Origin of the sequence: Peptoniphilus pacaensis (assembly GCF_900088125.1) — a bacterium.
Classification (GTDB): domain Bacteria; phylum Bacillota; class Clostridia; order Tissierellales; family Peptoniphilaceae; genus Aedoeadaptatus; species Aedoeadaptatus pacaensis.
This window is the reverse complement of sequence record NZ_FLQT01000003.1, coordinates 1,711,772-1,730,420: the sequence shown is the minus strand read 5'-3', so window position 1 is coordinate 1,730,420 and position 18,649 is coordinate 1,711,772. Positions and strand designations below refer to the sequence as shown.

Sequence of the window (18,649 nt, the reverse complement as noted above, 5' to 3'; positions counted from 1 at the left end):
ATGTTCCCGGCCTTTGAAGCTGCGGAAACGTTGAAAATGAACCCTTGCTGTGATACTATTTATGTAAAATTGAGAAGAGGTGCGGAATGGCAATAATATCACAGATTTTCAAATACATCTTCATTCTGATTATATACCTGTTTATTTTTACGATCATTCGCATGATTTACTTAGATATTCGCTCCATGCAGTCCATGGATATAGGCAAGGATGAAGCGTATTTGAAAGTCGTCAATCGATTGGATTCACTGAACTTTAAAATGCAGGAATACTACGTCTTGCGCGGCTTAACGAAATTGGGACGGAGCAGTAAAAATGACATCGTCATTAAAGATAATTTCGTTTCGAAGAATCATTTGCTCATTGAAAAGGAAAACGGCCACTATTACATTCGCGATTTAAACAGCGCCAACGGAACCTTTTTAAACGGCCAAACCCTTCACGAGGAAACGGAATTGAAGAACGGCGACCGCATCGGCGTAGGTTTCATTCAATTCTTATTTGTCGACCAAAGTAGGTGATACAGTGGATAAAAAAATTTTCAGACGTCCGCGAGACATACTGCTCGTTTTAGAAATTTTGTCCATCGCATTGGTTTTTTACACCTACGAAGGGCATCTGGATCGCCAGTTGTTATTTTTAACGGGCGGTCTTATTTTTGTCATCTACATTTCCAATTTTATCCTGGGAAAAATTACCACCGGCGATAATTACATTTTCTTAATCGTATCCCTTCTTTTGACCATCGGCATAATCACGATTTTCCGCATTCAGCCGGAGACGGGGATTAAGCAACTTCAATGGGCATTTATAGGGGTATTGTTTTTTTACGCCACTTACTTTGTCGTTCGCATCGTTCCTCGGGTTGAACGCTACGGCTCTCTAGCCTTACTGATCAGCGTTCTGTTGTTTCTATCGACGCTGATATTCGGCAATACCGTGCGGGGTGCGAGAAACTGGCTCAGTATCGGGTCCATCGTCTTTCAACCGACGGAGTTTATCAAGATCCTGCTTATGTTTATCTTAGGCAGCTTTTACAGCAATTACGAAAAATACAAGAAATATCCCTACACCAGCTATATCATCATGGCGGTTATTTACTTTTTCGTCCTGCTTTTGTTTATTCAGCGGGATTTGGGGACAGCCGTTCTGTTTATGGCCATGTACATCGCCATTCAATTCGTCTACGACCCGGACATTAAGGCCTTTTTCATCAACCTGGGCCTTTTGGCTTTGGGGGGCGTGCTGGGCTACTTCCTTTTCGGCCACGTGCGTACCAGAATCGATATTTGGCTCGATCCCTGGACCTATGCTTACAGCACGGGAAGACAAATCGTTCAATCTCTTTTTGCCATTGCGGAAGGGGGATTTTTCGGCGCCGGCATCGGCTTCGGCCATCCGGAGTTAATACCCGTCGCCGTATCGGACTTCATCTTCCCGGTTATATGCGAAGAAATGGGTCTGTTTGCGGGATTTGCTATTATCCTCTTGTACATCCTCTTAATCTATCGCGGCATCAAGATCGCTTTGGAGCAAGAGTATAAGTTTTATCGCATGCTCGCCATTTCGGCGACGGTGCTTATTTCCGTCCAGGCCTTTTTAAATATCGGCGGCGTCATCAAGCTGATACCCATGACGGGGATCACGCTGCCCTTTATGTCCTACGGCGGCAGCTCGATCCTGTCCAGCTTTATCGCCCTGGGTATTTTACAGGTCGCATCGGAAGACTTATCGTGGAAATACGAGCGGGAAATTATGAAAGGCGAGGTGAGCAGTGAACCGATCAGAAAATAAGCGCATCATTATTTTGCTCGCCGGATTGATCCTTTTATTTTTATCTTGCATTATCTATTTGACCTACTTTTATTTCTTCCAGGCGGAAGAGGTAAAGAAGAATCCGTCAAATCGTCGGGGCTATATTGAAGAGGCCCAGATTAAGCGCGGAGATATTTACGACCGCAACGGCGAAGTTCTGGCTACGTCGAAAGGGGAGCCGGGGAATTACCGCAGGGAATACGCCTATCCGATTTTGTATTCCCACATTATCGGCTACTCTCATCCCTCTTTGGGAAAGAGCGGCTTGGAATCTTCTTACAACGACTATTTGTTGAATCGCAACGGCAATCGCACCTTAAAGGCGATTTCCGATATGATTCGCTCGAAAAAACAAGACGGCAACTCCTTGGTTCTTACCATCGACACCCAAGTCCAATCCAAGGCGCGGGAAATGTTGGAAGAAAATGCGAAAAAAGGCAGCATCGTGGTCATGAACCCGAAAACCGGGGAAATTTACGCCATGGTCTCTTTACCCGATTTTAATGCATCGACCATCGCCCAGGATTGGAACGAGCTGCAGAAGAATGAATCCGGCGCATTGCTGAATCGATCCATTAACGGTCGCTACCCGCCGGGGTCAACTTTTAAGCTTATAACTGCGACGTCTCTTTTAAGTCAAGATCGCATCGATTTAGACTATGAAGATAAAGGCTCTCAAGTCATCGACGGCCGAACGTTTAAAAACGCTGAGGGCGCTCAATACGGCTCCGTGGATCTGCAAGAAGCCTTGGTAAAATCCATCAACACTTATTTTGTCGAAAAGGGTTCGAAATTAGGAAAGGACAACCTGGGCGGGGCCGCCGATAAATTCTACTTCAACAGCAAAATTCCCTTCGATCTGCCCGTGTCGGTTTCGGTCTTTGACTATAAAAAGAATTTGCCGAAAACGACTTTAGCCGCATCGGCTATAGGGCAGGGGGATGTCTTGGCGACGCCCCTTCACATGGCCATGGTCGCATCGGCGGTGGCCAATGACGGGAAGATGATGCAACCTATTTTGGTTAAAGAAGTGGAAGACACAAAAGGATCGGCTATTGAAACGAAAGAGCCTAAGGTGTTAATCGAATCCACCACGCCGGAGATTGCAAAGAAGCTGACCAAGTATATGATCTCCGTCGTTCAAGACGGGACGGGCCGCAGAGCCGCTTTAAGAAATACTCAAGTGGCAGGCAAGACCGGTTCGGCGGAAAATGCGTCCGGAGAAAACCACGCGTGGTTTATCGGCTTTGCGCCGGCAGAAGATCCGCAAATCGCCGTCGCCGTCATCGTCGAGCAGGCGGGCAGATCCGGCGGCAGTGTGGCAGCACCTATGGCACGGGATATTATCGCCTATGCTCTAAACAATATCGATTTCAACGCCTCTGACATTCAATTGGAGGACGACGATGATTGATCGCGAGGTTTGCGTCATGATCGCCGCAGCGGGCATGGGAAAGCGCATGAATCTAAAGCAGAACAAGCAGTATCTGCCGATTCACGACAAACCCATGGTGCGCCACACCATCGAAATATTCGACGACATGGACGAAATTACCTTTCTCGTGCTTTTAATTCGCGAAGGCGAGGAAGCCATGATGAAAGATATTCTGGAAGACATGGACTTAAATCACAGCATCTACATGGTCGTCGGCGGCGACGAACGCCAGGACACCATTTGGGAAGGGCTTCAGTTTTTAAGGGACTGGGACGGTATCGTCCTGACCCACGACGGTGCCAGACCCTTCGTAACGAAAGAAGAAGTGCTGGCGGTTATCGAAGGAGCCGAGGAGAGTGGCGCATGCTGCCTGTCGACTCCGATGAAAGATACGGTAAAAATCAGCGAAGACGGACGGTGGAGCGGCGTCACCCCCGATCGGTCGAAGCTCTTTGCCATTCAGACGCCACAGGGCTTTCAAAAGGATATTTTGGTTCGAGCCTATATCCAGGCCTATGACGAAGGTTACTACGGAACCGACGACTGCTCCCTGGTGGAGAAGACGGGTCGAAAGGTGAAGTTAATTCGCGGTTCCTATAACAATATTAAAATCACAACGCCGGAAGATTTGATCTTTGCCGACGCCATCTATTCAGATAGGAAGGGCACATGAGAATTGGAATTGGATACGACGTCCATCAATTAGTCGAAGGAAGAAAACTGGTTCTCGGCGGTGTGGATATACCTTATGAACGAGGACTCTTGGGTCACAGCGACGCCGATGTTCTCGTTCACGCCATCGAGGATGCCATCCTTGGCGCCTTGGCCATGGGCGATATCGGGAAGCATTTTCCGGATACGGACCCGGCCTACAAAGACGCTTCGAGCATGGAAATGTTTAAGCAGGTCATGGCCCTCGTAAAGAAAGAAGGGTATGTTATCGGCAATATCGATGCGACCATTATTGCTCAGAAGCCGAAGCTCGCGCCCTATATCACCGCCATGCGGGAGAACATCGCCGAGGTTTGCGAAAAAGATTTAAGCGACGTCTCGATTAAAGCGACGACCAGTGAACAAATGGGGTATGAAGGAAGGGGAGAAGGCATGACCGCCATGGCGGTGGTGCTCTTGGAATCCTCGGAAAAGAAAGGACGATAAAATGTTAGTAACGGGAAAACAAATTTTACAACATGCGGACGAACACGGTTATGCCGTCGGCGCCTTTAATGTCAACAATATGGAAATTATTCAGGCCATCGCCCAAGCGGCCGATGAACTTCGCGCTCCGGTCATTTTACAGGCATCTCAAGGTGCCATTAAATATGCCGGCATCGAATACATCACATCCCTGGTAAAGACCACGGCACAACAAATCGACGTGCCCATCGCTTTGCACTTGGACCACGGCACTGATTTTAACGAAATCATGAGCTGTATTCGCAACGGCTTTACATCCGTGATGATCGACGCATCGAAGCACGAACTGGAAGAAAACATCCGCTTGACGAAAGAAATCGTAAAAATCGCGCACGCCGTCGGCGTTTCCGTGGAAGCTGAACTGGGCAAAATCGGCGGCACGGAAGATCAAATCGTGGTTTCTGAAGCGGAAGCCACCTATACCGATCCCGAAGAAGCCCGTATTTTTGTGGAAGAGACCGGTGTGGATAGCTTGGCCATTGCCGTCGGCACGGCACACGGTGTCTATAAAGGCGAGCCGAAAGTGGATATTGATCGCATTAAAGAAATCGACCGCGTCGTCAGCGTTCCCTTGGTTCTTCACGGCTCCAGCGGCGTTCCCTACGACACTTTGGAAAAAGCCGTCGGCGCAGGGATTCGCAAGATCAATATCGACACGGACATTCGCGCCAGCTTTGCCGGCTCGGTAAAGGCTTTTGTCACCGAAAATCCCGATGAAATCGACCCGAGAAAGATTTTGAAACCGGCTCGCGCTGCCATGGCCGAAACGGTAAAGGAAAAAATCAAAGTATTCGGCAGCGATGCAAAGGCTTGGAAATAATGAAGTTTTTCATCGATACGGCGAATATTGCGGAGATTAAAGAAATAGAAGCTTGGGGCGTCCTGAACGGTGTAACCACCAATCCTTCCCTTATCGCTAAGGAGAAGGACGTGGTTTTCGAAGATGTCATCGAAGAGATTGCATCCATCGTCGACGGTCCCATCAGTGCGGAAGTGACGGCTATGGATGCCGAGGGCATGATCGCCGAAGGAAAAAAGCTCGCCGCCATCCATAAGAACATCGTCATCAAGGTTCCCATGAACGAAGAAGGCTTGAAGGCCATACGCACCCTGAAAAAAGAAGGCATTCGCACGAATTGCACTTTGATTTTTTCCGTAAACCAAGGTCTTTTAGCCATGGCGGCCGGCGCCTCATTTATCAGCCCATTTATCGGGCGGCTCGACGACATCGGCCACGACGGCATGGAATTGGTACACGACCTTTCGGAAATCATGGAATACTACGGCTACGACTGCGAAATGATCGCCGCAAGCATTCGCCACCCCATGCACGTGAAAGAAGCGGCGGAGGCAGGGGCGCACATCGCCACCGTGCCTTACAAGGTGTTTAAGCAAATGTTGAAACATCCCTTGACGGACAAGGGCATCGATCAATTTAACAAGGATTTTGAAGGGACGAAGAGAGCCAATGGATAGAGATCTCAGTTTAAACTTAGCACGGGTAACGGAAGCGGCCGCATTAAGCGGAGCACGCTTTCTCGGAAAAGGCGACAAAAACGGCGCCGACGGGGCTGCCGTCGATGCCATGCGCCGCATGTTTGATACGGTTCACATTCGCGGAACCGTCGTAATCGGCGAAGGCGAAATCGACGAAGCGCCCATGCTTTATATCGGTGAAGAAATCGGCACGCGCCATCAATCCGACGAAGCCGTTGACATTGCCGTAGACCCCATTGACGGGACGACGGCCATCGCCAACGGCATGAACAACGCCATAGCCGTTGTCGCCGTGGCACCGGAAGGCTGCTTGTTGCACGCACCGGACGTCTACATGAAAAAAATCGCCGCGGGTCCCAAGGCTAAAGGGGCCATTCGCTTGGAAGACTCCGTAGAAGAAAATATTCGTCGCGTGTCCGAAGCCATCGGCAAAGCTCCGGAGGAAATGACCATTTCCGTTCTCGATCGTCCGAGACACGACGATTTGATCAAACAAATACGCGCCACCGGCGCCCGCATTAAAAAAATCAAAGACGGCGATATCGTTACCGCCATTTACACTTGCTTTGAAGAGAGCGGTATTGATATGATAATGGGTATAGGCGGCGCACCGGAAGGCGTCATTGCAGCGGCTGCTTTAAAATGCCTCGGTGGCGACTTCCAGGGAAAGCTCGTCGCTACCGACGATGCGCAAAAAGAACGTGTCGCAAAAAGCGGCGCTGATCCCGAAAAGATCTTTACCATTGAAGACTTAGTAAAGGGCGATGAAGTGATCTTTGCCGCTACCGGTGTCTCCAACGGCGATTTGCTCAAGGGCGTTCGCTACATGAAGGACAATAAGGCGACGACGCAATCCATGGTACTGCGGCTGCCTTCGAAGACGGTACGCTTTATCGACAGCGTTCACGATTTAAAGAACAAGCCCGAGTACGCAAAGTAAATTGACAAAAAGAAGAAAGTATGCTATCCTATAAAAGTTAGTAATACGAATTAAATTTTTAGAGAAAGGAGTGTGGACAGATGAAAAAAGGTATCCATCCCGAATACAAAGAAGCGACGGTCACTTGTGCATGTGGCAACACCTTCAAGACGGGCTCTGTAAAAGAGGATTTAAAAGTGGAAGTTTGTTCCGAATGTCATCCTTTCTTCACAGGACGTCAAAAGTTTACTGATACGGGCGGACGTATTGATAAATTTAACAAAAAATACAAAAGATCATAAAAGACGGCCCGTGAAAGCGGGCCTTTTTTTTAAGGAGTTTCACCAATCTATGAACGAATCCTTTAAGACGACCATCGGCGGCCAAGCCCTTATCGAAGGCGTGATGATGCGGGGGCCTTCCAAGACAGCGTATGCCGTAAGGAAGCCCGACGGCGAGATCGCCCTTCGCACGGGAAAGAACAAGAGCGTCGCCGACAAGTATCCCTTTTTAAATTGGCCTATATTGCGAGGTGCCGTGAAATTAATCGAGGCCATGGTTATCGGCGTTGATGCCATTATGTATTCCGCCTCTTTTTGGGAAGAGGAGGAAGGGGCCGATGAAGGCTTTTTCAGAGAACATTTCCCGGAACACGGCGAAAAGATGGAGCAGATTTTTACGGTAGCTTTTTCGTTTTTATTAGCCGTTCTTTTTTTCATGGTGCTTCCTAACGCACTGGCCACATTCTTCCAACGCCATATTGAAAGTTCCTTTCTGCTGAATCTGGTGGAAGGGGTTTTCCGTATCGGAATTTTCTTTGCCTATATGGCATTAATCTCTAAACAAAAAGATATCGGCCGCGTCTTCGAGTACCACGGGGCGGAGCATAAATCCATCGCGTGCTACGAGGCCGGCGCACCCTTGGAGGTGGAGGAAGTACGGAAGTATTCCCGTCTGCATCCTCGATGCGGAACCAGCTTTTTGTTTATGGTGTTGATCTTATCGGTCATTATATTGTCCTTCTTCGGCTGGCCTTCTTTTATCGGTCGCATCCTCGTGCGCATCTTAATCTTTCCCTTAATTGCGGGAATCAGCTATGAAGTGAACCGTCTCATCGGCAAATACGACACGCCCCTCACTATGGCCCTGCGCTACCCGGGCCTCATGATTCAAAAACATTTCACCGTGCGCGAGCCGGACGACAGCCAAATCGAAGTGGGTATCGCCTCTTTAAAGGCGGTTCTTCCCGAAGCAGGGGAAAGCGACCTATGGAAGTAAAGAAAGCCTTTGGAGAGGCTTCTGCGGCCTTAGAAGGGGATCGACGTCGCGCATACCTTGTCTTCGACGCCCTCTTTCAACTGGATCAAAAGGCCTTGCTTCTTTATCCGGAGAAAAATCTGACGGATTCCGAAATTGCAGAGTTGCGTCGAGTGATTGGCGACATGGCAAGTGGAAAGCCCATGGCCTATGCGTTGAAACAGGAATATTTCTACGGCGAAAAATTTTACGTCGACGAGAGGGTCTTGATTCCCCGCTACGATACGGAAAGAAGTGTGGATTGTATCAAAGCCCTGGCGCCGAATGCCGAGTCCATCCTTGAAATCGGCACGGGCTCCGGCTGCGTGGCCATTACCTTGGCTCGACTTTTTCCCGAATCACAGGTTCATGCTGTGGATATTTCATCCGATGCCCTGGATGTTGCCGTATTAAACGCAAAGCATCACGGCGTAGAAAATGTGTGCTTTATGGAATCCGATCTTTTTACACAGGTGCGGGGAACTTACGATATAATCTATTCCAATCCGCCTTATATTACGGCCGAGGAAATGGAAAATCTGGATAAAAGCGTCGCCGATTACGAACCGGAAGGGGCGCTCTACGGCGGTGAGGACGGATTGGATTTCTACCGAAAAATTACGGTTGAGGCTCCGAAGTATTTAAATCGCGGCGGTTACCTGGTTTTTGAGATCGGCGCCAAACAGAGAGAAGACGTGGAAAAATTATTACGTGAACATCGTTTTTCGGCCATCGGTTGCGAGAAAGATTTCAGCGGTTTGGATCGCGTCGTTTACGGGAGGATAGAAAATGTTTGAAAACTTATCGGTATATGAAGATCGCTATAATGAATTAAACGATATGATGATGGATCCCAAGGTGCAAAGCGACAGCAAATTGCTTCAAAAAACGGCCATCGAACACGCGGAAATCGAACCCATCGTAAAAAAATACAGAGAATATACTGAAACCTCCGAAGCCATCGCCGAAAACAAGAGCATGTTTGACGAGAAGATCGACGACGAAATGCGCGAGCTGGTGAAAGAGGAATTGAAGATAGAAGAAGAACGCTTGGCTGAAATCGAAGAAGAATTGAAGATTCTCTTGATTCCCAAAGACGAAAACGACGACAAAAACGTCATCGTCGAAATCCGTGGCGGTGCCGGCGGCGACGAAGCGGCGCTTTTCGCCGGCGTGCTCTTGCGCCAATACATTCACTACGCCGACAATCACAACTGGAAGTCGGAGCTCATGTCCAGTAACGAAAACGGCATCGGCGGTTTTAAAGAAGCCATTCTTTTGATTCAAGGCAAGGGCGCCTATTCCCGACTAAAATACGAATCGGGGGTTCACCGTGTGCAACGGGTGCCCGAAACGGAATCTTCCGGTCGCATTCATACATCAACGGCCACGGTCATCGTCATGCCGGAAATCGACGATGTGGAGATCGAGATCGACCCCAACGACGTACGGGTCGACGTGTTCCGCTCCTCCGGAAACGGCGGCCAGTCGGTTAACACCACGGACTCCGCCGTTCGCCTGACCCACGAACCCACGGGGATCGTCGTCAGTTGCCAGGACGAGAAGAGCCAATTGAAAAACAAGGACAAGGCTTTTAAAATTTTGAAGGCGAAGCTTTACGATATGGAGCTTCAAAAACAGGAAGATGCTGTCAGCAAGGAAAAGAAATCCCAAATCGGCTCCGGCGATCGTTCCGAACGGATTCGCACCTACAACTATCCTCAAGGCCGTGTGACGGATCACCGTATCAATTACACCAGTCACCGCATAGACGATATCAATAACGGCGATCTGGACGATCTCATTGATGCCCTGACTGCGGCGGATCAAGCAGCGAAGATCGAAAGCGTGGACTAGACCTCTTATCGGTTAGCTCAAAAACTTGTTTTATTATCAATTACGTGATATGATGAACGAGCGAAAAGCAACAAGATATAAGGAGGCATTATTATGCACGCAATGACTCAAGACAACTTAAGAAGTGCTTTTGGTGGCGAAAGCCAAGCACATATGCGTTACGGTATTTGGGCGAAAACCGCTGCCAAAGAAGGTTTCCCCAATGTCGAAAGACTCTTTAACTGCACCGGCGAAGCCGAAAGAGTCCACGCAACCCTGCACTTCAAAGCTATGAAAGATGTGCACGGCGATTTCCCCGTCACCAGTATGGCAGGCTTCGGAATCGGAAGCACCTCTGAAAACCTTCAAAAGGGTATCGACGGCGAAACCTTTGAATTTACTGAAATGTATCCCGCTTTTATTGAAGTCGCTAAGATGCAAGGGGAAAAAGAAGCGGTCAAGGCTATGGAATATGCTATTGAAGCTGAAAAGATCCACGCCGTTCGCTACGAAGAAGCGAAAAAAGCAGTTGATGCAGGTAAAGACTTGGATGCTGAAGACATTCTTCTCTGCCCCGTTTGCGGTTACATCACCTTCGATGCAAACGAAGAAGAATGCCCCATCTGCCACACCAAGGCAAAAGCATTCGTCGCTTACTAAGATCTGAAAAGACATCTTCGGATGTCTTTTTTTCATGCCCGAAATTTTAATTTCAACTATGGTATAATTAAGGGTACTGTTAATCAAAGGAGTAAGCATGGAAGAGCAATTTCAACATTTAATCGATCGTGTCAAGGAAGTCCACGGCGGCGAAACTTACGTCATCACCACTCATGGATGCCAGATGAACGAACACGATTCCGAAAAAATAAAAACCTTATTAAATACAATGGGCTTTAAAGAAATCGACAGAGAAGAAGATGCCGACCTGTCGATTATCAATACCTGCTCCGTTCGCCATAGTGCGGAAGACAAAGTCATCGGTCATATCGGTCGCTTAAAGCACATTAAAAAGAAAAATAAAAAACTGAAAGTGGCGGTCTGCGGTTGCATGATGCAACGAAAGGAATCCCGAGACTACGTACTTAATACGTTTAATCATGTCGACATCGTCTTCGGTACCAATAATATTTACCGTCTGCCTCAATTAATTTTGGAGAGCGACGATAGGAAAAATGCCGTGGTGGAAATCGACGAAAGCTACACCAATTTCGACAATCAGATTTATTCCAGAACGGCGAGCAATGCCGCATACGTCAACATCGTTTATGGCTGCAATAATTTCTGCACCTACTGTATCGTGCCCTATACCCGGGGCCGGGAAGTGTCCAGAGAGCCGGAAGATATTTTAGATGAAATCAAGAATCTGGTGGCCGACGGCGTTAACGAAGTAACTCTTTTGGGACAAAATGTCAATTCCTACGGAAAAAATTTAGAAGAGAAGACCACCTTCGCCGAGCTTCTGCGCATGGTACACGAGGTGGAGGGAATCGACCGCATCCACTTTATGACCTCCCATCCCAAGGATATGTCCGACGACTTAATCGCCTGCTTTAAGGATTTGCCGAAGCTTGCCAATTATCTGCATTTGCCCGTGCAATCGGGTTCCGATCGCGTGCTGAAAATGATGAACCGCCACTACACGCGGGAAGATTACTTTACGCTGATCGATAAAGTGCGCTCCGTTCGCCCGGATATTTCCCTTTCCACCGATATTATGGTGGGCTTTCCCGGGGAAACGGAAGAGGACTTCGAAGACACTTTGGATCTGGTGAAGCGCGTGAAGTACGACAATGCCTTTACCTTTATTTACTCCAGACGAGAAGGCACTCGTGCCGACAAAATGGAAGATCAGGTGCCTAAGGAAGTAAAAGATGCGCGATTCCAGCGGCTCTTGGATGCAGTGTATGCCATACAACGGGAAAAGTACGAGGCTTTACACGGTACCGTACAGGAAGTCTTGTTCGAATCGGCGAGCAAAAACGATCCGACGAAAATGAGCGGACGCACTAGCGGTTTTAAATTGGTCCACGCACCCTACGATCCGGAATACATCGGTCGCATAGCGCAAGTAAAGATTACGGGAGGCAATACATTCTCTTTAGAAGGAGAAATCGTTCATGGAAAGCAGTGATTTCGAAAAATTGACGCCGGCTATGCGCCATTACGTCGAAACAAAAAATGAAAACCCCGATGCCTTTTTGTTTTATCGCCTCGGGGATTTTTACGAGCTCTTTTTTAACGATGCCATCGTCGTATCCGACCTGCTGGATCTAACATTAACTAAAAAAAGCGGAGGTCTGGAAGACAAAATCCCCATGTGCGGCGTGCCCTATCGCGTGGCCAATCAATACGTGAAGCGGCTGGTGAAAATGGGTTATTCCGTGAGCATTTGCGATCAAGTGGAAGATCCCAAAGAGGCGAAGGGCCTGGTGAAGAGAGAAGTCACAAAGGTCATTACGCCGGGCACTTTTATCGACGAGGACGACACAGACGAGCCCCGCATACTGACCTCAATCGCCCAAGGGGGGAAAATCGTGGAGCTTGTGCATTGCGACTATCCTTCCGGGACATTGGTCCTGGAGCGCAAGGTGTGCTGGGACAAGCGGGAAACGGAAAGCTTTCTCGAAAAGCAATTCGCCCTCTATCGTCCTACGGAGATCCTTTACGAAGACGGCTTTAAGGAAAAAAAGATTATCCATAAGCTGGCGCGTCGTCATCACGTCTTGAAGACGACAGAAGTGACGGAAGACAATCGCTCACTTTTGGCCGATTACGCCGAATTAAATCGGGGCATCGATTACGACAGCTTGTCCCTCGCCAATTTATTGGCCTATTTGGAAGCGACCCAGCAACATAAACAGAATCACCTCCATATTGCCGAGCGCAAGGATCACGACGATACCATGGATTTGTCGGAGACGACCATTCGCAATTTGGAGCTGGTAAGCAACAGCCACGACAACGAAAAGGAACATTCCCTCTACGCCATTTTGGATCGATGCAAGACGAAAATGGGCAGTCGCTACCTTCGTACGGCTATTCTGCATCCCTTAATGGACGCCGATGCCTTAAATGATCGTTACGACCGCATCGATGCCCTTCACGGCAATCGAATTCTATTTGACGATATTCGTGAACAGTTGGCGGCGATTTACGACATCGATCGCCTGTCCATCTACATCGCCAACGAAACCATGACGCCGAAACAGATTCAGCGGCTGGAAAAAAGTTTGGATGCCGTGCAGGAGATCGTGCGACTTCTCGAAAATGCAGACAATAGTGCCCTGCTCCGCCTTTTCGACGGCGTGGATCTCATGTGGGATCTATCGGAACAGTTGAAAGAAACATTTATCGAAGACGTGCCCGTCAACTTCCGCGAACAGCGTTTTATGGCCGAAGGCTTCGACGAGGAGTTGGACCGCCTTTTCGCCCTATCCGAAAGCGGCAAGCAGTGGATTTTGCAGCTAGAAGAAAAAGAGCGGGAAGCGAGCGGCATAAAGAATTTGCGAATTAAGTACAATAAAATTCTCGGCTACTTTTTCGAGGTGTCCAAGTCTTATGTAAACCAAGCGCCTGATCATTTTATTCGCAAACAAACCCTGGTGGGCAGCGAGCGCTTTTTTACAGAGGAATTAAAGGACAGGGAAGAGGAAATTCTTCACGCAAAAGAGCGTGCCCTAGCGCGTCAGCTGGATTTGCTGGAAGGAATTCAACAAACCATTCGCTCCAATCTTCTATCCATTCAAAAGCTGTCGGAAGCTGTACAAAAGCTGGATGTGGCATGTTCTTTGGCCACTATTGCTGAACGCCACCACTACATTCGACCCACCTTTAACGACAAGGGCGTGATCTCCATAAAAGGCGGTCGCCATCCCGTGGTCGAGCAGTCTATGGAGGACCCCTACATCCCTAACGACACTTATCTCGACGACGAGAAGGTGCTTCTGCAAATTATTACGGGGCCGAACATGGCGGGCAAATCCACCTATATGCGGCAAGTGGCCTTGATTCAGATTATGGCTCAGATCGGCTCCTTTGTACCGGCCGATGCAGCCGACCTTCCCTTGGTGGATCAGATCTTTACGCGGATCGGCGCCTCCGATTACCTGACGCGGGGTCAATCCACTTTTATGGTGGAGATGACGGAAGTGGCGGAGATTTTGCGTCTGGCTACGGCCAGGTCCCTGATTTTATTTGACGAAGTGGGTCGCGGCACCAGCACCTACGACGGCCTATCCATCGCCTGGTCCATTATCGAATACATTTGCAATGACGTGCGGGCGAAAACCCTCTTTGCCACTCACTATTTCGAGCTGACGGAATTGGAGGATCGCTACGACGGCATTTTAAATGTCACCGTGGCCACGGAAGAAGTAGACGACGAGATACGCTTTTTACGAAAGCTCGTCGTGGGACAAAGCAATTACTCCTTCGGCATCGATGTGGCGAAGCTCGCCGGCGTCAAGGAAGAAGTCATCGATCGTGCACGAGATGTGCTGAACCATCTGGAATCGAAGGAAGACGGAAAGATTGCCGAACGGGTGGAGGAAAAAAGCGTCGTTTCGGAAAAGGGACCGGATCCTTTACGTGAGAAAATTCGCTCCATCGACATTAACCACACGACGCCATTGGAAGCTTTGATGTTACTGGAATCTTTAAAGGAGGATGTTGATGCATGAAATCTATGCACTGAGCGATCAGACGATTTCTCAAATCGCCGCCGGCGAAATCATAGAAAACCCCGCCTCCATTATTAAAGAATTGGTCGAAAACGCCATGGATGCCGGTGCCGATCGAATCAGCATTCGTCTTTCAGACAATCTTCTGGATGAAATTCGCATCGCCGACAACGGCACGGGCATGGATAAGAGCCAAGTACCCAAGGCTTTTGCCCGACACGCCACATCGAAGCTGCGTACCATTTCCGATTTGGATATGATTACCAGCCTGGGCTTTCGCGGCGAAGCCTTGGCGAGCATCGCCAATATCAGCCAAGTGGAATGCGTCACGAAGACGGCGGACAGCGACTTCGCTTACAAATTTACCGTTGAAAAAGGCGTCGTCTCTCGCGGCGAGCCCGTAGGGGCACCGGTAGGCACTACCATGATCGTGAGAGATATCTTTTACAACACGCCGGTGAGGAAAAAGTTTCTGAACACTACGGCGAAGGAAGTTCGTCGAATCGTAGAGGTGGTGGAGCTCTTAGCCCTGAGCCATCAAGATGTGTCCATCCACTTATCCCGCAATCAGAAGACTCTCTTGCATTCCCAAAGCGCCGAGAACAAGATCAATCACATCTATTCGATCTTAGGCAAAGACATCGCCAGAAATCTGTTGCCCATTTCCTTTGAAACGGAGTCTTACCAAATCGAAGGCTTTGTCTCCAATAATTTGCTTCACCGCTCGTCGCCGGATCGGGAATTTCTCTTCGTCAACGGCAGGGGGGTGAGGAGTAACGACATCGCCCAGGCCATTCGAAAGATCTATCGATCATTGATTCCATTGAACCACTATCCGGTTTACGTCCTATACATTACAATCGACCCCATTTTAATCGACGTAAACATCCATCCCCAGAAGCAAACCATTCGTCTTTCCAATGAAAATCAATTGACGACGATTCTAGAGCGTCTGGTGGAAGAAAAGCTCATGCCGAAGCGGGAAATTCCGTCGGTGGACGATTTAAAAGACGGGACCGAAAAAACAGAGGCACCCGTGCCGGAGAAGACCATTTTTGAACTGAGCAGGGAGCGAAAGCAGGAAAGAGAGGTGCCGAAACCGAAAGCACCTGCCTTTGTCTTGACGGAAGAGATGCCGGTGGCTGCGGAAAGCGAAAGAGAATACGATAAAGAACCACCTTATATTGACTCGGCGGTTAAAGATGAAGGCGAAGAAAAAGAATCGTCCTATGAACCGTCCTATGAACCGCCCTTGGACGCAAGCCTATACGAATTTTTGGCCGTGGTATTCAAGACCTACCTGCTTTTCGAAAACAAGCGGGACCATCGCGTTCTCGTCGTAGATCAACACGCCGCTCACGAGCGGATTCTATACGAGCGCTACAGCAAGAAGATTCAGGAACACGCCGTGGCGACCCAGCTTCTTTTGGCGCCAATAACCATCCATTTAAGCCCCGAGGAAATGCAGGCGGTGGAAATGCACAGGACGGATTACGAGCGACTGGGCATCTTTCCCGAAGTCTTCGGCGAACAGGATATCCTCATCCGCGAAGTGCCGGAACATATTCTTATCGACGACTTCCGGCAATTTTTCCTGGATTCCATCCATCAATTGGATGACGGCGTCCATGTGAAGGAGCAAAATATATATAAAATCATGCGCCTCGCCTGCAGAAGCGCCATTAAGGCGGGGGATGCCATTTCCGAAACCGAAGCCTACGCCCTTTTGGACGAACTAAACGATGCCGACACGCCCTTTACCTGTCCTCACGGTCGTCCGACGATGATTCACGTGGAAAAGCGCGCCTTTGAAAAATTATTTTTAAGGGAGGGTCTATGAAGCCCTTAATTTTAATCACCGGGCCCACCGGCTCCGGCAAGTCGGATCTGTCTGTGGCCTTGGCCAAAGCGCTGAATACGGAAGTCATTTCTGCGGATTCCGTTCAGGTCTACTGCGGCTTTACCATCGGCAGCGGAAAAATCACGGCCGATGAAACGGACGGCGTCGTCCATCATTTAATCGATATAAAGAATCCTGAGGAATTTTATTCCGCCGCGGATTTTTACGAAGCGTCTCTGCCGATTTTCCATCGCCTTTGGGCCGAGGGAAAGATTCCCGTCGTTTGCGGAGGCACAGCTCTTTATATCCATAGTTTGATCTACGATTTGGATTTTTCCAAGAAACCTTCATCGGAGCTTCGGAATCATTTAAATCGCCTCTTCGACGAACATGGCTTGGAATACATGGCGGAACTCTTGAAAGAAAAAGATGAGGCCATGGCCCATGCCGTGGACTTAAACAATCCGCGCCGCGTCATACGAGCCTTGGAGCGCATCGAATCCGGCCATGTGGAAACGGAACAGCTCCGTAAAGTGAGAGAGGACGTCGACCCCCTATACATCGTATTGGATTGGGAACGCGAGGCGCTCTACGACCGCATTAACAGCCGTGTAATCAAAATGGTAGCGTCCGGGCTGTTTGATGAGGTAGAAAGCCTCTATAGGACCTATGGCGACGATGTCAAGCCCATGGGATCCATCGGCTACAAAGAAGTAGTGAAATATTTAAAATGGGAGTGGGACGAGGCTACGACCATCGAAAAAATACAGCAACATTCCAGAAATTTTGCAAAAAGGCAAATGACCTGGTTTCGCAAGGAAGAAGATGCTATCTTTCTTCCCATGTCCGAAATGACGAGAGAAGAAGCAGTAGAAAAGATTTTAGAACTGGAGAGAGAAAAATATGGTACAGATTGCGGATCTGCGGGAGATAGAGAATAGTCTTCGTGAACCCTTTGCCGCCCTGGACGAAATTTGTCTGATCAATCAGGAAAAAGTATTAAACGCCATGCAGTCCGTGCGTTTGGCGTCCACGGATTTCAACTGGACCACGGGCTACGGCTACGGCGATGTAAGTCGCGATAAGGTGGAGGCCGTCTATGCGGCCCTCTTTCGCACGGAAAATGCCCTGGTGCGTCCCAATATCGTATCCGGCACTCATGCCATCGCCCTCGCGATCAAGGCATTGACGTCTGCGGGAGACACCATCGTTTCCATCACCGGCACGCCCTACGACACTTTGCATAAAGTTCTGGGCACATCCGGCGAAGCACCGGGCAATTTACGATCTAAAGGCGTCGATTATCGGGAGCTTCCCTTGGTCGACGGCACCATCGACTACGATGCCATCGCCGATTTCGTTTCCCACGATACGGATCTGGTGATTATGCAGCGCTCCACGGGCTACTCAAATCGACGCGCCTTTACGGTGAATGAGATGAAGCGGGCCGTGGATGAAGTAAGAAAAAGTTTCGACGGCATTATTTTTCTCGACAATTGCTACGGCGAGTTTACGGAAACAATCGAGCCCACGGAAGTGGGCGTGGATATCATGGCCGGCTCCCTCATTAAAAATCCAGGCGGCGGCCTGAGCCTCTCCGGCGGCTACGTCGTGGGGAAGGAGTCGCTTATCGAACGGGTGGCCTCGGAGCTTACGGCACCGGGCATCGGCAAAGAATGCGGCCTTACCTTCGGCCAAAGCCGTAACACGCTTATGGGCCTGTTTCTCGCGCCCCACCGCGTGGTCCAGTGCATTAAAGGAGCCATGCTTTTCGCCAAAACCTTCGAGAACATGGGCTACGATTGCGTTCCCGCATCGTCAGATCCCAGAAGCGACATCGTACAGTCCATTGCTCTCGAAACGCCGGATAATTTGGTCCGCTTCTGCCGCGCCATTCAAGCGGCCTCTCCTGTAGACTCCCACGTGACACCCTATCCGTGGGACATGCCCGGCTACGAAGATCAGGTCATAATGGCTGCCGGCGGCTTTATCGAAGGCAGCAGCATCGAACTTTCCGCCGACGGACCCATGCGCCCGCCCTACCGCGTCTATTTCCAAGGCGGACTCACCTACGAACACATCAAGCTCGCCTTAATTCGCGTGCTCAACGCCCTTGAAGAAGAGCAATAAAA

The 18,649-nt window shown here is 49.3% G+C and carries 18 protein-coding genes; all 18 read left to right on the top strand.

Annotated elements, in window-relative coordinates; genetic code table 11:
* Positions 1-86 precede the first annotated feature (86 nt).
* The 18 genes from BN7444_RS08355 to BN7444_RS08270 all read left to right on the top strand — a co-directional run bounded on the left by BN7444_RS08355 (position 87) and on the right by BN7444_RS08270 (position 18,647).
* Positions 87-521, top strand: a complete 435-nt coding sequence (locus BN7444_RS08355; RefSeq protein ID WP_068458141.1) for an FHA domain-containing protein — start codon at positions 87-89, stop codon at positions 519-521.
* 4 nt (positions 522-525) lie between these two features.
* Complete coding sequence (locus BN7444_RS08350) at positions 526-1,794, top strand: FtsW/RodA/SpoVE family cell cycle protein (RefSeq protein WP_068458140.1); 1,269 nt, start codon at positions 526-528, stop codon at positions 1,792-1,794.
* Positions 1,775-3,229, top strand: a complete 1,455-nt coding sequence (locus tag BN7444_RS08345; RefSeq protein WP_068458137.1) for a peptidoglycan D,D-transpeptidase FtsI family protein — start codon at positions 1,775-1,777, stop codon at positions 3,227-3,229. Before BN7444_RS08350 ends, BN7444_RS08345 begins: the two co-directional genes overlap by 20 nt.
* Positions 3,222-3,923, top strand: a complete 702-nt coding sequence (ispD, locus tag BN7444_RS08340) for a 2-C-methyl-D-erythritol 4-phosphate cytidylyltransferase (protein ID WP_068458135.1) — start codon at positions 3,222-3,224, stop codon at positions 3,921-3,923. The genes BN7444_RS08345 and ispD overlap by 8 nt, the downstream gene beginning before the upstream one ends.
* Positions 3,920-4,408 carry a 2-C-methyl-D-erythritol 2,4-cyclodiphosphate synthase gene (gene ispF, locus BN7444_RS08335; protein WP_068458133.1) on the top strand — a complete coding sequence of 163 codons (489 nt, stop codon included), beginning with the start codon at positions 3,920-3,922 and terminating at the stop codon, positions 4,406-4,408. Before ispD ends, ispF begins: the two co-directional genes overlap by 4 nt.
* A gap of 1 nt (position 4,409) precedes the next feature.
* Positions 4,410-5,267, top strand: coding sequence for a class II fructose-1,6-bisphosphate aldolase (locus BN7444_RS08330; protein WP_068458131.1), 858 nt, complete (start codon positions 4,410-4,412; stop codon positions 5,265-5,267).
* Positions 5,267-5,923, top strand: a complete 657-nt coding sequence (gene fsa, locus BN7444_RS08325) for a fructose-6-phosphate aldolase (protein ID WP_068458129.1) — start codon at positions 5,267-5,269, stop codon at positions 5,921-5,923. The genes BN7444_RS08330 and fsa overlap by 1 nt, the downstream gene beginning before the upstream one ends.
* A complete protein-coding gene (glpX, locus tag BN7444_RS08320; RefSeq protein WP_068458127.1) occupies positions 5,916-6,884 on the top strand; it encodes a class II fructose-bisphosphatase in 969 nt (322 codons plus the stop codon). The genes fsa and glpX overlap by 8 nt, the downstream gene beginning before the upstream one ends.
* Before the next feature lie 80 nt (positions 6,885-6,964).
* Positions 6,965-7,165: a 50S ribosomal protein L31 gene (gene rpmE, locus BN7444_RS08315; RefSeq protein WP_068458125.1), complete on the top strand. Its 201-nt coding sequence runs from the start codon at positions 6,965-6,967 to the stop codon at positions 7,163-7,165.
* Between the two features lie 49 nt (positions 7,166-7,214).
* Positions 7,215-8,141, top strand: coding sequence for a DUF1385 domain-containing protein (locus tag BN7444_RS08310; RefSeq protein WP_068458123.1), 927 nt, complete (start codon positions 7,215-7,217; stop codon positions 8,139-8,141).
* On the top strand, positions 8,132-8,956 hold the full coding sequence (gene prmC / locus BN7444_RS08305; RefSeq protein WP_068458122.1) for a peptide chain release factor N(5)-glutamine methyltransferase: 825 nt from the start codon (positions 8,132-8,134) through the stop codon (positions 8,954-8,956). The genes BN7444_RS08310 and prmC overlap by 10 nt, the downstream gene beginning before the upstream one ends.
* A complete protein-coding gene (gene prfA, locus BN7444_RS08300) occupies positions 8,949-10,016 on the top strand; it encodes a peptide chain release factor 1 (protein ID WP_068458120.1) in 1,068 nt (355 codons plus the stop codon). Before prmC ends, prfA begins: the two co-directional genes overlap by 8 nt.
* A gap of 93 nt (positions 10,017-10,109) precedes the next feature.
* The gene (locus tag BN7444_RS08295; RefSeq protein WP_068458118.1) at positions 10,110-10,655 is read left to right on the top strand and encodes a rubrerythrin family protein; all 546 of its coding nucleotides are present in this window, start codon (positions 10,110-10,112) and stop codon (positions 10,653-10,655) included.
* A 97-nt stretch (positions 10,656-10,752) separates the two neighbouring features.
* Entirely contained in the window at positions 10,753-12,129 is a 1,377-nt protein-coding gene (gene miaB / locus BN7444_RS08290; RefSeq protein ID WP_068458115.1) for a tRNA (N6-isopentenyl adenosine(37)-C2)-methylthiotransferase MiaB, read from the top strand.
* Positions 12,116-14,677: a DNA mismatch repair protein MutS gene (mutS, locus tag BN7444_RS08285; protein ID WP_068458113.1), complete on the top strand. Its 2,562-nt coding sequence runs from the start codon at positions 12,116-12,118 to the stop codon at positions 14,675-14,677. Before miaB ends, mutS begins: the two co-directional genes overlap by 14 nt.
* On the top strand, positions 14,670-16,517 hold the full coding sequence (gene mutL / locus BN7444_RS08280; protein WP_068458111.1) for a DNA mismatch repair endonuclease MutL: 1,848 nt from the start codon (positions 14,670-14,672) through the stop codon (positions 16,515-16,517). Before mutS ends, mutL begins: the two co-directional genes overlap by 8 nt.
* Positions 16,514-17,458 (top strand): tRNA (adenosine(37)-N6)-dimethylallyltransferase MiaA, encoded by a 945-nt coding sequence (miaA, locus tag BN7444_RS08275; protein ID WP_068458110.1) that lies wholly within the window; start codon positions 16,514-16,516, stop codon positions 17,456-17,458. Before mutL ends, miaA begins: the two co-directional genes overlap by 4 nt.
* Complete coding sequence (locus tag BN7444_RS08270; protein WP_068458108.1) at positions 17,421-18,647, top strand: methionine gamma-lyase family protein; 1,227 nt, start codon at positions 17,421-17,423, stop codon at positions 18,645-18,647. Before miaA ends, BN7444_RS08270 begins: the two co-directional genes overlap by 38 nt.
* Positions 18,648-18,649: the final 2 nt, after the last annotated feature.

Coding starts and splice junctions, on each gene's coding strand:
- mutL (WP_068458111.1), top strand. CDS start 14,670: ATGCATGAAATCTATGCACTGAGCGATCAGACGATTTCTCAAATCGCC.
- BN7444_RS08310 (WP_068458123.1), top strand. CDS start 7,215: ATGAACGAATCCTTTAAGACGACCATCGGCGGCCAAGCCCTTATCGAA.
- BN7444_RS08355 (WP_068458141.1), top strand. CDS start 87: ATGGCAATAATATCACAGATTTTCAAATACATCTTCATTCTGATTATA.
- ispD (WP_068458135.1), top strand. CDS start 3,222: ATGATTGATCGCGAGGTTTGCGTCATGATCGCCGCAGCGGGCATGGGA.
- ispF (WP_068458133.1), top strand. CDS start 3,920: ATGAGAATTGGAATTGGATACGACGTCCATCAATTAGTCGAAGGAAGA.
- glpX (WP_068458127.1), top strand. CDS start 5,916: ATGGATAGAGATCTCAGTTTAAACTTAGCACGGGTAACGGAAGCGGCC.
- miaA (WP_068458110.1), top strand. CDS start 16,514: ATGAAGCCCTTAATTTTAATCACCGGGCCCACCGGCTCCGGCAAGTCG.
- fsa (WP_068458129.1), top strand. CDS start 5,267: ATGAAGTTTTTCATCGATACGGCGAATATTGCGGAGATTAAAGAAATA.
- prfA (WP_068458120.1), top strand. CDS start 8,949: ATGTTTGAAAACTTATCGGTATATGAAGATCGCTATAATGAATTAAAC.
- BN7444_RS08270 (WP_068458108.1), top strand. CDS start 17,421: ATGGTACAGATTGCGGATCTGCGGGAGATAGAGAATAGTCTTCGTGAA.
- BN7444_RS08330 (WP_068458131.1), top strand. CDS start 4,410: ATGTTAGTAACGGGAAAACAAATTTTACAACATGCGGACGAACACGGT.
- BN7444_RS08295 (WP_068458118.1), top strand. CDS start 10,110: ATGCACGCAATGACTCAAGACAACTTAAGAAGTGCTTTTGGTGGCGAA.
- mutS (WP_068458113.1), top strand. CDS start 12,116: ATGGAAAGCAGTGATTTCGAAAAATTGACGCCGGCTATGCGCCATTAC.
- prmC (WP_068458122.1), top strand. CDS start 8,132: ATGGAAGTAAAGAAAGCCTTTGGAGAGGCTTCTGCGGCCTTAGAAGGG.
- rpmE (WP_068458125.1), top strand. CDS start 6,965: ATGAAAAAAGGTATCCATCCCGAATACAAAGAAGCGACGGTCACTTGT.
- miaB (WP_068458115.1), top strand. CDS start 10,753: ATGGAAGAGCAATTTCAACATTTAATCGATCGTGTCAAGGAAGTCCAC.